Origin of the sequence: Granulimonas faecalis, from assembly GCF_022834715.1 — a bacterium.
GTDB classification, from domain to species: domain Bacteria; phylum Actinomycetota; class Coriobacteriia; order Coriobacteriales; family Atopobiaceae; genus Granulimonas; species Granulimonas faecalis.
On sequence record NZ_BQKC01000001.1, the window covers coordinates 860,987 to 874,599 of the forward strand.

12 protein-coding genes are annotated in these 13,613 nt (G+C 73.2%); 7 read left to right on the forward strand and 5 right to left on the reverse strand.

The genetic code is table 11. From position 1 onward, the window contains the following. Window positions 1-12: 12 nt before the first annotated feature. The 6 genes from pepT (at window position 13) to uvrB (ending at window position 7,085) form a co-directional block, all read left to right on the forward strand. The gene (pepT, locus tag OR600_RS03930; RefSeq protein ID WP_251164254.1) at window positions 13-1,257 is read left to right on the forward strand and encodes a peptidase T; all 1,245 of its coding nucleotides are present in this window, start codon (window positions 13-15) and stop codon (window positions 1,255-1,257) included. A gap of 59 nt (window positions 1,258-1,316) precedes the next feature. Further along, entirely contained in the window at window positions 1,317-2,363 is a 1,047-nt protein-coding gene (locus tag OR600_RS03935) for a zinc-binding metallopeptidase family protein (RefSeq protein WP_135977657.1), read from the forward strand. A gap of 200 nt (window positions 2,364-2,563) precedes the next feature. After that, the gene (locus OR600_RS03940; RefSeq protein ID WP_135977656.1) at window positions 2,564-2,974 is read left to right on the forward strand and encodes a zinc ribbon domain-containing protein; all 411 of its coding nucleotides are present in this window, start codon (window positions 2,564-2,566) and stop codon (window positions 2,972-2,974) included. Between the two features lie 14 nt (window positions 2,975-2,988). After that, entirely contained in the window at window positions 2,989-3,663 is a 675-nt protein-coding gene (locus OR600_RS03945) for a dephospho-CoA kinase (RefSeq protein WP_204407403.1), read from the forward strand. Then, window positions 3,650-4,831 carry a lytic transglycosylase domain-containing protein gene (locus OR600_RS03950; RefSeq protein WP_251164255.1) on the forward strand — a complete coding sequence of 394 codons (1,182 nt, stop codon included), beginning with the start codon at window positions 3,650-3,652 and terminating at the stop codon, window positions 4,829-4,831. The genes OR600_RS03945 and OR600_RS03950 overlap by 14 nt, the downstream gene beginning before the upstream one ends. A gap of 13 nt (window positions 4,832-4,844) precedes the next feature. After that, complete coding sequence (gene uvrB, locus OR600_RS03955; protein WP_135977654.1) at window positions 4,845-7,085, forward strand: excinuclease ABC subunit UvrB; 2,241 nt, start codon at window positions 4,845-4,847, stop codon at window positions 7,083-7,085. 8 nt (window positions 7,086-7,093) lie between these two features. Here the strand turns inward: uvrB and OR600_RS03960 are convergent, their stop codons facing one another. The 5 genes from OR600_RS03960 to OR600_RS03980 form a co-directional block, all read right to left on the reverse strand. Further along, window positions 7,094-7,375, reverse strand: a complete 282-nt coding sequence (locus OR600_RS03960; protein WP_135977653.1) for a PTS sugar transporter subunit IIB — start codon at window positions 7,373-7,375, stop codon at window positions 7,094-7,096. Between the two features lie 107 nt (window positions 7,376-7,482). Continuing rightward, on the reverse strand, window positions 7,483-9,198 hold the full coding sequence (locus OR600_RS03965) for an NAD(P)/FAD-dependent oxidoreductase (RefSeq protein ID WP_135977652.1): 1,716 nt from the start codon (window positions 9,196-9,198) through the stop codon (window positions 7,483-7,485). Window positions 9,199-9,260: 62 nt separating this feature from the next. Further along, entirely contained in the window at window positions 9,261-10,526 is a 1,266-nt protein-coding gene (locus OR600_RS03970; RefSeq protein ID WP_265590708.1) for an aminoacetone oxidase family FAD-binding enzyme, read from the reverse strand. 1 nt (window position 10,527) lies between these two features. After that, the gene (locus OR600_RS03975) at window positions 10,528-11,460 is read right to left on the reverse strand and encodes an Mrp/NBP35 family ATP-binding protein (protein WP_135977650.1); all 933 of its coding nucleotides are present in this window, start codon (window positions 11,458-11,460) and stop codon (window positions 10,528-10,530) included. Between the two features lie 164 nt (window positions 11,461-11,624). Further along, a complete protein-coding gene (locus OR600_RS03980) occupies window positions 11,625-12,371 on the reverse strand; it encodes an SDR family NAD(P)-dependent oxidoreductase (protein WP_135977649.1) in 747 nt (248 codons plus the stop codon). 259 nt (window positions 12,372-12,630) lie between these two features. On the opposite strand from OR600_RS03980, the gene OR600_RS03985 reads away from it, so the two are divergent. Beyond that, entirely contained in the window at window positions 12,631-13,542 is a 912-nt protein-coding gene (locus OR600_RS03985; protein WP_135977648.1) for a transporter substrate-binding domain-containing protein, read from the forward strand. The last annotated feature ends 71 nt before the right edge of the window (window positions 13,543-13,613 follow it).

The window sequence follows — 13,613 nt, forward strand, 5'->3', positions numbered from 1 at the left end:
AGAGGAGCGTCCTTGGGAGACATCGCAGAAAGGCTCGTGCGCTACTGCGCCATCGCGTCCCCGTCCAGCCCGGACGGTGCCGGGGCGGTGCCGTCGACGCCCTCCCAGCACGCCATGGCCGCCCTCCTCGGTCGCGAGCTCGAGGAACTCGGTGCCGAGGACGTCTCCGTGGACGCCCATGCCTACGTGACGGCCCACTGGCCCGCCTCGCCGGGCTGCGAGGGGCTGCCCCGCCTGGGCCTCTGCGCGCATCTGGACACCGCGTGGCAGGCGGTCGGCGACCCGGTGCGCCCGCGGGTGGTGCGCTACGGCGGCGGCCCCCTCGTCATGGGCGAGGTGGATGGCGAGACGGTGGCCGTCACCCCCGAGGAGGAGCCCGTGCTGCTCGGCCTTGCGGGCACCGACGTCGTGGTGACGGACGGCACCTCGCTCCTCGGCGGGGACGACAAGGCCGGCATAGCCGAGATCATGGCCTACCTCGAGCGCCTGGCGGCGGACCCCGCCATCCCGCACCCGCCCCTGGCCGTGGCCTTCGTGCCCGACGAGGAGGTCGGCCACGGCGCGTCCCTGCTCGACATCGACGCCTGGGGCGCCGCCTGGGCCTTCACGCTCGACACCGGCCCCCTGGGCGAGGTCACCCTCGAGACCTTCAACGCCTGCGACGCCTTCGTGGAGGCCCGCGGGCGCGCCGTGCACACCGGGTGGGCCAAGGGGGTGCTCGTGAACGCCTGCGAGGCCCTCGCCGCCTTCCACGGGCTGCTGCCCGCCGCCGAGCGCCCGGAGCACACCGAGGGTCGCGAGGGGTTCTACCACCTCGTCTCCATGGAGGGGGAGTGCGAGCGTGCGCGCGCCCACTACATCGTGCGCGACCACGACCGCGCGGGGTTCGAGCGGCGCCGCGACGTCATGGCGGCCGCCTGCGACCACGTTAACCGCGCCATGGGGGCCGGGACGCTCTCCGTGTCGTTCAGGGACACCTACCGCAACATGGGGGAGGAGGTCGGCCGGCACCCCGAGCTCCTGGAGGCCGCCTTCGGCGCGTTCCGAGACGTCGGTGTGGAACCTTCCGCGGTGCCCATGCGCGGCGGCACCGACGGTGCGCAGCTCACCTTCCGAGGGCTGCCGTGTCCCAACCTGTCGGCCGGTTACCACCTCGCCCACAGCCGCCGCGAGTTCGTGCCGGTCCGCGAGATGGAGGTCATGGTGGACGTCCTCGAGCACCTCGGGCGTCGCCTCGGCTCCCCGCCCGGCGGGTGAGGGCGCGACCGGCCGCACGTGACGGGTGAAGAGGGAAGAGACCATACTGGGGGGGACCAATGGAATTCACGGTGGACAAGGACTACCTGCTCGAGACCTTTGCGAGGCTCATCGGCTGCGACAGCCCCGTGGGCTACTACCGCGAGATGGAGCCGCTCATGACCTCCCTGGTCGCCGAGCTCGGCCACCACGCCTTCCGCGACCGCAAGCACACCGTCTACGTGCGCGTCCCGGGCCGTGACCGCTCGCGCACGGTCTGCCTGGGCGCGCACCTCGACACCATCGCCCTGGCCGTCTGCTCCGTCGAGGAGGACGGCACCCTGCGGGGGAGGCACCTGGGCGGCGTCAACTTCAGCTCCCTCGAGGGCGCGAGCTGCCGCGTCATCTGCCGAGACGGCACCAAGATCGACGCCGTGGTGGAGTTCGACCACCACTCGCCCCACGTGTGGGCCGACGCCAAGAAGGGCCGGGAGCGCGATGAGGAGAACATGCGCATCCACCTGCTCGAGGACGTCGCCTGCGCCGCGGACGCCCGCGCCCTCGGCGTGACCCCCGGCGCCGTGGTGGCCTTCGAGCCCGAGCTCGAGATCCACGACAACGGCTTCGTGCTCTCGCGCTTCGTCGACGACAAGGCCTGCGTGGCATCGCTGCTCGGCCTGCTCAAGTGGTTCGGCGACACGGGGAGCACGCCCAGCTGCGACATCCTGTTGGCCTTCCCGTTCTACGAGGAGGTGGGCTGGGGCGGCGCCTACCTGCCCGACGACATCGAGGCCTACGTGGCCCTCGACATCGCCCTCATGGGGCCCGAGTACCCCGGCACCGAGCACGACGTCGCCGTCATCGCCGACGACTACCACGGGCCCTACGACTGGGACCTCACCAACGCCGTGGTGGAGGCCGGCCGCCGCGCGTTCGGGACGGCGCCGGAGCTCCAGAACGCCAAGCTCTACTCCACCGACGCCATGGGGGCCTTCCTCACGGCCAACGACGTGGCGGCCTCGGCCTTCGGTCCGCTCACGCGCAACACCCACGGCCGCGAGCTCACCCACGTGGACGCCATGGTGAAGGTGCAGCAGCTGGCCGCCTCCTTCGTGATGCACTGCTAGGCCCGGCCCCGGACGTCCCCGTCGCCCCTCCCGGCGCCCCCGGCCCCCGTCGGCCGGGGGCGCCGTTCCGCAGGGGACCCGAAGCCTCTGTGAGGGTGCCCGGGGCGCGTCGCGGGCGCGACGGCCGCGGGGTAGGATAGGGGACTGCGCATACGACGCGGGCGGTCCCGGGCCGCCCGCCATCGACGGGAGGCGGCCCCATGGCCAAGGGAGACTTCGACAGGCGGGTCCAGGAGTTCATGCGGGGGCGAAACGGCCCCGACGACATGACGCGGGTATGCACGTGGGTCGCCCTCGCCCTCATCGTCGTCTACCTGTTCGTGCCGGCGTGGTGGCTGTCCGTCGTGGCCCTCGCGCTCATCGTCTACGGGTGGTGGCGCATGCTGTCGCGCGACGTGGCCGCACGGGCCCGGGAGAACGAGCGCTTCATGGGCCGTCTCGGGCCCCTGCGCCCCTGGGTCTCGTCGCCCACGGGCACCCTGCGCGAGCGCCGCAGCCACAAGGTGCTCACCTGCCCCCGGTGCGGCCAGCGGCTGCGCGTGCCGCGCGGCAAGGGCAAGGTGCGGGTGCGCTGCCGTCGCTGCGGCACCACCTTCGAGGGCCGTTCCTGAGGGAGGGGGAGACCATGAGGACCGTGTTCCTGGTGGGCGGCACCGCGTCGGGCAAGTCGTGCGTTGGCCGCGTGCTCGAGTCCCTGGGCGCCGAGCGCATCGACCTCGACGACGTCTCGCGAGAGGTGCTTGCCTCCGACGATGCCTGCGTCGAGGAGCTCGTGGACGCCTTCGGCCCCGAGGTGGCCCTGGGCGGCGCGCTGTTCGACGAGGAGGGGGGTCGCTGGGTGCCCTGCGACGGCTCCTGGTCGGTGGACCGCGCCGCCCTCGCCCGGGCCGCCTTCGCGACGTCCGAGGGGGCGGCCCGGCTCGAGGCCGTGGAGCTGCCCTACATCCGCGAGCGGCTGGCCGACCGGCTCACGGCCGTCTCGTGCGCCTCGTCGCGCCCCGCCACCTGCGTGGTGGAGGTGCCGCTGCTCGACCGCGTGGAGGACCTCCTCCCCCTGGCCGACGACGTGGTGTGGGTACGTACGGGCAAGGACCGCCGCCGCGCGCTCGCCGAGGGTCGCGGCATGGACGGCGGGGACTTCGACGCCCGGGTGAAGGGCCAGCCCACCGACGCCTACCTCGAGGCCCGGGCCACGGCGGTCATCGACAACGACGGCGACCTCGCGACGCTCGAGCGCCGCGCTCGGGAGTGGTGGGACGCCAACGGCTTGGAGGGAGGAGGGGACCATGGCTGCAGCTGAGGGCTGGACGCCCCGGCGGGACAACCCCTACGCGGGCCCCGGCGACGAGGGCCTGGACGATGCCGCCGGCGGCGCCGCCGTGCCCGACCCCGACGCCACCCGGCTGGTGTCGGGCGCCGACCCGGATGCCACCGTGCTCTCCGCCGCCCAGGCCACCGTGGCCGTGGACCCCGGCGCCACGGTCATGGCCCCGCCCGCGGACGATCTCGGCGCGACGTGCCTCGCGGCCGCGCCGGACACCGTGGCCGTGGCCGACCCCGGCGCTACCCGCGTCCAGGCCCCGGCTGCCGGCGGCGCCCCCGCCGTGGACCCGACGGTCTACTCCCGGGCGGCCGCCCTCGAGCGGTCCTTAGGCACGGACGGCCGCACCGAGGCCCGTCCGGCCGCCCGCCGCGCCGCCGCGCCGCCGGCCGACCTCCAGCGCGCCCGGGCCGCCCGCGAGCTCCTCGACCGTCAGGGCGCCGCCTGGGACGACGGCGCCTGGGAGGGGCCGTCCCGCGGCAGGCGCCGCCGTGCCCCGTCCGGGGGAGCCGCGTCCAAGGCGTCCGCCTCCAAGGGGCCCCTCGGGCGCCGCCGCCTGCGGTTCTGGCGCTGGTTCCGCACCGTCCCCATCCTGCTCATGGTGCTCATGGGGGCGCTCTCCGTGGCCCTGGGGCTCCTGCCGGGCGCGGCGATCCGGCACTGGCTCTACCCGGTGCACTACGCCCAGGCCGTGCAGGACTCCGCCGAGCGCCACGGGGTGGACCCGTCCCTTGTGGCCGCGGTGATCAAGAGCGAGTCCAACTGGGTCTCCACGGCCCGGAGCGGCGCGGGTGCCGAGGGCCTCATGCAGCTCATGCCGGCCACGGCCCGGGAGCTCGCGGACCGCGGCATCGTCGACGGGAGCGTCTACGACCCCGACGACCTCTCCGACCCGGCCACCAACATCGAGTACGGCACGGCCTACCTCGCCACGCTGCTCGACTCCGCCGGCTCCACCGACAGGGCCGTGGCGGCCTACAACGCCGGCCCCGGCGCGGCGAGCGCCTGGGGCGGGGGCGACTCGGACTTCAGGGACGCCATCGAGTTCCCCGAGACCCGCCTCTACCTCGAGAAGGTCACGGAGGCCTACGAGCAGTACCGCGCACTCTACCCCGACGGCCTCGTCGACGACGCCGTCACGCGATAAGGGAGGCAGCCACATGGACCAGGGAGACACCGGCCGCGGCCGCGTGGGCGCCGGGCTCGTCCGCTTCGGGCGGGAGGGCGGCAGCCCCGACTTCTCCGTGCAGATGCCCTACGAGCCTGCGGGCGACCAGCCCCAGGCCATCGAGAGGCTCGCCCGCGGCGTCGAGGAGGGCCTGCGCTACCAGACGCTCATGGGCGTGACCGGCTCCGGCAAGACCTACACCGTGGCCAAGACCATCGAGAAGGTCAACCGCCCGGCCCTCATCCTCGAGCCCAACAAGACGCTCGCCGCCCAGGTGGCCGCCGAGATGCGCGAGATGTTCCCCGACAACGCCGTCGTGTACTTCGTCTCGTACTACGACTACTACCAGCCCGAGGCCTATGTGCCCCAGAGCGACACCTACATCGAGAAGGACGCCTCCATCAACGAGGAGGTGGAGAAGCTCCGCCACCAGGCCACGGCCAACCTCCTGTCGCGCCGCGACGTCATCGTGGTGGCGTCGGTCTCCTGCATCTACGGCATCGGCTCCCCCGACGACTACGCCGGCCTCGCCCCCAACGTGGACAAGGAGGCGCCTCTGGAGCGCGACGACTTCATCCGCAACCTCCTGGCCGTGCAGTACGACCGCAACGACCTCGACCTCCAGCGGGGCATGTTCCGCGTGCGCGGCGACTCCGTGGACGTCTTTCCGCCCTACGCCGAACACCCCCTCAAGGTGGAGTTCTTCGGCGACGAGGTGGAGCGCATCGCCGAGGTGGACGAGCTCACCGGCGAGGTCATCCGCGACTTCGACGCGGTGCCCATCTGGCCGGCCTCCCACTACGTCACGGAGCGCCCCAAGGTCAACCACGCCCTCAAGACCATCAACGACGAGCTCATCGCCCGCGTGGGCGAGCTCAAGGCCGCCGACAAGCTCCTCGAGGCCCAGCGCCTCTCGGAGCGCACGGCCTACGACCTCGAGATGCTCGAGACCATGGGGTTCTGCAACGGCATCGAGAACTACTCGCGCCACCTGGACGGCCGCAAGCCCGGCGAGCCGCCCTACACCCTCATCGACTACTTCCCGAGCGACATGGTGTGCATCGTCGACGAGAGCCACGTCACGGTGCCGCAGGTGCGCGGCATGCACGAGGGCGACCGCTCCCGCAAGGTGACCCTCGTGGAGCACGGCTTCCGCCTGCCGTCGGCCCTCGACAACCGGCCCCTGCGCTTCGACGAGTTCGAGGCCCGTATCCCGCAGTTCATCTACGTCTCGGCGACGCCCGGCGACTACGAGTGCTCCGTGAGCCAGCAGGACGTGGAGATGATCATCCGCCCCACGGGCCTGCTCGACCCCTCCATCGACGTGCGCCCCGTGCGCGGCCAGATCGACGACCTCACGTCCGAGATCCGCGACCGCGTGACGCGTCACGAGCGCGTGCTCGTGACCACGCTCACCAAGCGCATGGCCGAGGACCTCACCGATCACCTGCTCGACCAGGGCATCCGCGTCAACTACATGCACTCCGACACCGCCACGCTCGACCGCGTGGACATCGTGCGCGACCTGCGCCAGGGCAAGATCGACGTGCTCGTGGGCATCAACCTGCTCCGCGAGGGCCTGGACATCCCCGAGGTGTCGCTCGTGGCCATCCTCGACGCCGACAAGGAGGGGTTCCTCCGCAACCGGCGCTCCCTCATCCAGACCATGGGCCGCGCGGCGCGCAACGCCGACGGCCAGGTGATCATGTACGCCGACACCGTCACCGACTCCATGCGCGAGGCCATCGACGAGACCAACCGCCGCCGCACCCTCCAGAAGGCCTACAACGAGGAGCACGGCATCGTGCCCAAGACGGTGCGCAAGGCCGTGAACGACATCTCGGGCTTCATCGAGGAGGCCGACGCCTCCGTGGGCAGGCGCAGCCGCCGCCACGGCGGCGACGGCGACGAGCTGGGCCACGGCGAGTTCTACACGCCGGGCACGGCCCCGGGGGAGGGCAGGGCCGCCCAGGTGGCCGCCGAGCTGGCGGAGCTCCCGCGGGAGGAGGCCGAGGCGGTGCTGGCCTCCCTGGAGGAGGAGATGCGCGCGGCGAGCGACGCCACGGACTTCGAGCGGGCCGCAGCCCTGCGCGACCAGGTGGTGGAGCTGCGCGCCGCCCTGGAGGGGACCTCCGAGGACGCCGTCATCGCGAGGCTGCGCTCCGGCGCCCGCAAGGGGTCGTCCCACGCGTCGCGCAAGCGCCTCGGGGGTCGGAGGAACCCCCGGCGCTAGGAAGGGGGCTAGCGGGAGATGGCCTTGACGAGCTCCTCGAGCTCCTCCTCCTGGCCGATGCCGGTGAGGAAGGCCACGCCGTTGAAGACCGGGGTGGGGAAGCTCTCGTCGGTCTTGACCACCGAGATGTAGGCGTCGGCGCCGCGCAGCGCCTGGCGCAGGTTCTTGATCTCGACCGCCTGTACGTCGGCCTCGACGCCGCGGGCGTCCAGGAGGTGGCGCACCTTGCTCGCCACGGTCTGGGACGTCGCCACGCCGGAGCCGCACGCCACGATGATCTTTGCCGCCATGCTCGTTCCTCCCATGCCGCCGGCGCCGGGGTCACCAGCGCCGGCCGTCGTCTCTGTGTCGGGTTCTCGGCGCCCGCCGGGCGCCGCCGTTGCGGGGGCCGGGCCCGTCAGGCGTTCCGGATGCGCCCCGCGACGGCCATGGCGCAGCCCACGCCGTCGGCTGCCGCGCTCATTATGCCACCTGCGTAGCCGGCGCCCTCGCCCACGGGGAAGAGACCGGCCACCGAGACGCTCTCGTATCCTTTGTCGCGCACCACGCGCACCGGCGACGAGGAACGCGTCTCCACGCCGGTGAGCACAGCCTCTGGGTCGGCGAAGCACCGCAGCTTGCCGGCCATGGCGGGGATGCCCGCCCTCATGGCCCCGAGCACCGTCTCGGGCAGGAGGCCGTCGAGCGACCCCCAGGTGACGCCGCGGGGATACGTGGGCGCCACGTGGCCCGGACCGGAGGAGGGGGTGCCGGCCAGGAAGTCACCCACGAGCTGCGCCGGCGCCCGGAACGCCCCGCCGCCGGCGGCGTAGGCCGTCTGCTCGCAGCGGCGCTGGAGGGCCACGCCCGCCAGCACGTCGTCGCCGGGGAGGTCGCCCGGGTTGACGTTCACGAGGATGCCGGAGTTGGCGTTGGCCCCGTCGCGTGCGGCCAGGCTCATGCCGTTGGTGACCACCCCGTGGGCCTCGCTCGCCGCGGCGACCACGTAGCCGCCGGGGCACATGCAGAACGAGTAGGCGGGGGCCGCGCCGCGCACGTGGGAGACGAGCTTGTAGGGGGCGGCCCCGAGCAGGGGGCTGCCGGCGGCCGGGCCGTACTGGCAGCGGTCGACGTCGGCCTGCAGGTGCTCGATGCGCGCCCCCATGGAGAACGTCTTGCGCTCCATGGCCACGTCGAGGTCCCGCAGCAGCTCGAAGACGTCGCGGGCAGAGTGGCCGCAGGCGAGCACCACGCAGGAAGCGGCGAGGGTCTCGGCGCGTTCCGGCCCCGGCGCCCCCACGGGCGCGTCGGGCGAGGGGGCCGGCCGCCCCTCCCGCCAGGCCAGCTCCACGCCGGTGACCCTGCGGCCGAGGCCGGAGCCCTCCACCCTGAGGCCCGTGAGGCGGCAGCGGTGGCGGACCTCGCCGCCCAGGCGCTCGACCTCCCGGGCGATGTGGGTCACCACGCGGGGGAGCACGTCGCTGCCCACGTGGGGCTTGGCCTCGAACAGGATGCGGGGACTCGCGCCGCCGGCCACGAGGGCCTCGAGGATGGCGCGGTGGTAGGGGCTCCTCGTGCCCGTGGTGAGCTTGCCGTCGGAGAAGGTCCCGGCGCCGCCGAGGCCGAACTGTATGTTGGACTCGCAGTCGAGCTCGCCCGTGCGGTCGAACCGGTCGATGAGGGCGGTACGGCGCGCGGCGTCGTCGCCACGCTCCACGAGCACGGGGCAGAGACCCTGGCGGGCGAGGGCCCAGGCGCAGAAGAGGCCCGCGCAGCCGGCGCCCACCACCACGGGGCGCTCGCCGTCCGAGAGGGGGGCGCCGGAGACCAGCGGCACCGGGTTGCCGTCGGGCTCCACGACCTCCACCTTGGGCCCGCGGCCGCGGCGCCCGATGGAGGACAGGAGCGCCCGCTCGGAGTTGGTGCCGCCGCGCATGAAGCAGCGCACCGTGTAGACCACGGTGATGGGCCTGCCGCGGCGCGCGTCTATGGAGCGGCGGCGGATCTCGAGGGAGGCGATGGCGTCGGGCGCGACGTGGAGCCGTTTCTGGGCGGCCTTTCGGACCGCGGCCATCTCGTCACCGGCACGCTCGAGGTCGCGCAGCGGTACGGAGATGTTGGGGACTTCGATCATGGGGCCTTCCCGGGCAGAGTGGTCGTTTCTCCCCTTGTTCCCATGTTTTCAGGGGAGTGGATTCAGGGGAGCAGCAGGCTTGAGAGGGCGCATCGGCCGGCCCTCAGGCCGGAGAGCCACGCGAAGGCGAGGTTGTACCCGCCGCAGGGGCCGTCCACGTCCAGCGCCTCGCCGCAGACCGAGAGGCCTGGCACGGAGGGCACGGCCAGGGTGGAGCCGTCCACGGCCGAGGCGGCCACGCCGCCTCGGGTGACCTGCGCGGTCTCGGGGTGGGCGAGGCCCGTCACCGAGAAGGGCAGCGCCTTCACGAGGGACGCCATGGCCTCGGCCGGGTCGTGGGAGCCGGACGCCTCGCGGGCGAGCACCTCGGCCACGGCGGGGTCGATCAGGCCGTCGGCGCCATGGGGCCTGAAGCGGGGGCCCACGAGCGAGGCGACGTCGTCCAGGGAGGCCTCGGGGGCGAGGTCCACCTCCACGGCGTCCCCGGGCACGGCCTGGCGCGAGAGGTCGAGCGACACGATGCCCGAGAGCGCCCCGCTGCGGAACAGCACCTCTCCGCGCCCTTCCCAGACGGGCGACCCGCCGCGCAGGAGCCGCACGGCGCCGCGGGCGCGGCGGCCTTCCAGGGCGTCGGCGAACGAGGGCGCCACGGCCACGGGGCAGAGGACGGGGGAGGTGGGCGTCACGTCCACGCCGAGGGGCCGCAGGGCGTCCTGGGAGCCGCCGCCGGCGGCCCAGACGAGGCGCCGGCAAAAGAGCGTCCGCCGGCGCCAGCCGCCGGTGCCGCCGTCCTCGCGGAAGCGTTCCTCGTAACCCACGCGGAACCCACCGTCCGCGGCCTCCACGGCGGTGACGGGGCGCATGGTCCCCACGACGGCGCCGGAGGCCGCCACGGCCTGCAGCAGGACCGACCTGACGGAGCCGGCCGCGCGGCTGCGCGGGTAGATGCGGCCCTCCTCGTCGTCCCAAGCGAGGCCCAGGGCGCCGAAGAGGTCGAGGACGTCGCTCTCGGGGGTGGGGCCCATGGCGGCCCCTGCGAGGGCCGGGTCGTTGTAGCGCTCGGGGGAGAGGTCCGCGTTGGAGAGGTTGCACCGCCCGTTGCCCGTGGCAAGGATGGGCGCGCCGGCCCGCGGGCCGGCCTCGAGGCAGACGACCGACGCCGCGCCGGCCCCCTCGCGCGCGGCGGCGAGGGCGGCGCAGAGGCCGGAGGCGCCGGCCCCCACCACGCAGACGCCGCAGGAGTCGGGGACGGCCTGGGAGGCGGCCTCCCTGCGGGCCACGGCCCGGGCATGGAGGCGGCGCCCCTTGGGGGAGCCGGCGCGGGCCACCTCAGACCTCCTCGGGGGTCATGTCCACGGTCTCCTCGGCGGTCGGCTGGGGCACCGCGCCGTAGGCCGCCTCGTAGCGGGCGTCCATGGCGGCGACGTCGGGCACGGGGGCCGGCTCGTTCCCCAGGGCGAGCACGCGGGCCACGGTCTTCGGCAGGAAGTCGGCGGGCAGGCACCTGGCGAGGTCGCCGGCGTCGCAGGCTGCCGCCAGGGCCGGGTCCTGGGGCAGGCGGTCGAGGGCGGCCACGCCGGCGAGCTCGCTGTCCCGCTCCAGGTGGGAGGGGCCGAACACGTCGATGCGCTCGCCGCAGTGGGGGCAGGTGGCGTAGCCCATGTTCTCCACGAGGCCGAGGACGCCCACGCCCATCTTGGCGGCCATCTTGACGGCCTTGCCCACGATCATGGAGACGAGGTCCTGGGGCGTGGTGACGATGACGGTGCCGTCCACGGGGAGGGCCTGGTAGACCGTGAGGGCCACGTCGCCGGTCCCCGGGGGCATGTCCACCACGAGCACGTCGATGGGGCCCCAGGAGGTCTGGCTCCAGAACTGGCGGATGGCCCCGGCCAGCACCGGGCCGCGCCAGAGCACGGGGTCGTTCTCGTGGGCCAGGAGCATGTTGGCGCTCATGACCTTGATGCCGAGGGGTCCCACGGCCGGCAGGAAGAGGTCGCCGATGGTGGTGGCGTGCCGGCCGCCCAGGCCGAGCATGCGGGGGACCGAGGGGCCGGTGATGTCGGCGTCAAGGATTCCCACCTTGAGGCCCCGGCGGGCGAGCTCCACGGCGAGGCTGCAGGAGACGAGGGACTTGCCCACGCCCCCCTTGCCGGAGACCACGCCCACCACGCACGCCACCTCCGAGAGGGGGTGCTGCTCGAACCTCTGGGGCGCGCCGCCGTCCCTGTCTGTGGAACCGTCCTTCTTGGAGCAGGCCATGGGCCCTCCTTCACTGTCGCGGTGTGTTCACTCGGCCCATTCTACTTCCGTCCGGGGCCCCGCCCCTTCCGGCCCCGGCCGTCGGGCCCGAGAGGAAGAAGGCCCGGCACCCCGGGAGGGGGTGCCGGGCCCGGGAGGGGCGCCGCCGCCCTCTTTGGGCAAGGTTAGAACAGGGCGCCGCCGTCCACGGAGACCACGGTCCCGGTGACGTAGGAGGCTCTGTCGCTCGCCAGGAAGCAGAAGACGTCCGCCACCTCCTCCGGCGTGCCGGGGCGCCCCATGGCGATGCCCTGGGAGATGCGGGCCACCACCTCGTCGGGCAGGGCGGCCACCATGTCGGTGGCCGTGACCCCGGGCGCCACGGCGTTCACGCGGACCCCGGCGGGGGCGAGCTCCCGGGCGAGGGACTTGGTGAGGCCGTTGACGGCGAACTTCGAGGTGGGGTAGCCCACGCCGGACCTCTGGCCGTAGAGGGAGACCATGGAGCTCGTGTTGACGATGGAGCCGCCGCCCTGGGGCACCATGATGCGGGCCGCCGCCTGGCACCCGTTGAACACGGCGGTCACGTTGAGGTCCATGGCCTTCTGGAACTCCTCGGGGGTGTAGTCGAGCAGGGGGGTGGACTGGGAGATGCCGGCGTTGTTGACCATGACGTCGAGCCGGCCCCACTCGGCCACCACCTCGTCGAGGGTCGACGCCACGGCTGCGGCGTCGGTGAGGTCGGGGGCCATGCCCATGACGGGGGCGTCCCCGGCCTCGGCGCGGAGGGTGGCGAGGGCGGCGTCGACGGTCTCCCGGCGCGAGCCCCAGAGGGCCACCTTGGCCCCCTCGGCGAGGAACGCCCTCACGCAGGCGAGGCCGATGCCGCGGGTGCCCCCGGTGACGACGCAGACCTTGTTCTCGAGAAGCATGGGTCTTCCTTTCTCGTAGGGCCCCGCTCCGGGGCCATCGGTTGAAAGTATGACAAAACGCGGCCGCCCGCGCCGCGTCCTCCCCGCTCCGCCCGGTCGCAGGGGGCCGGCCGCGCTGTGCCTGTAAGTACCAATATCCGTGCTCCCAGAGGGAAAAAGGCAACCGGTGACGTTGACTTCGATTTCAAGGAGGTTTAGGCTGCTTTTAAGGATAAATTAAGCGTCTGGCCCGGAGGCGGCGTTTGGAAGAGGGGGCTCGATGACACAGACCGGTCGGCCCCTCGGCGGGCTGCCCCTTCTCGAGCGGCCCATGGGACGCCGCGCCTTCCTGCGCTCCTGCATCGTCGGCGCCGCCGCCCTCGTTGGCACGGCCTCCCTGGCCGGGTGCTCCGGCATCGAGGGGTTCCTCGAGCCCCCGGCGGTCTCCCAGGCCTCCTACCGCGTGGGCATCGACTGCGCCCACCCCGCCTACGAGATGCTGGTGGACCCCTCTGTGGACCGGTCCCTTCCCCTGGAGAACCGCGACTACAACGTCAGCGGCTTCGACGCCTTCTTCCTCAGCCGCGTCTCCGAGGGGCTCGGCTGCCGCCCCCGCATGGTCGACGTCGACCATGCCGATCTCGCCGACTACCTCAAGCGCGGCTACATCGACGTCGCCGTCTCCTCGGTGTTCAACGGGTCCCGCGACACCGGCATCACCTTCTCCGACCCCTACGCGGCGGTGGACCTCGCCGTGGTGTGCCGGGCCGACTCCCGCTTCGCCGGAGCCACCTCCCTTGAGGCCCTCGAGGGGGCCCGCATGGCCGCCCGCTCCGACACCGACCTCGACCGGGCCATATCCCAGGTCCCCGGCGCGGTCCACGTCCCTCCCTACGGGTCCCGCACCTACCCCTGCCTCAAGGTGGTCTCCGGCGAGATCGACGCCACCGTGGTCGACCGTCGGGGCTTCGAGCAGTGCGCCGGGGTCTTCCCCGAGCTTGTGGTGGCTCCCATCCCCCCTGCCCAGTGCCCCCGGGCCGACGAGGGGTCCCTGCGCATCGCCGTGCGCCACGACGACACCGCCTTCCTCGACAGCCTCAACCGGGTCATCGCCGGCATCACCGACGAGGATGCCTCCCAGATGTGGAGGGATGCTAAAGAGGTCTCGCCCCGCACCCTCCTCGAGGTCTGAAACGTACAATTGTTCGGTTGAGCGCCATGGCGCCGTCATCGAACAGCTGCACGTGAGGGGGAGGTTCGCCC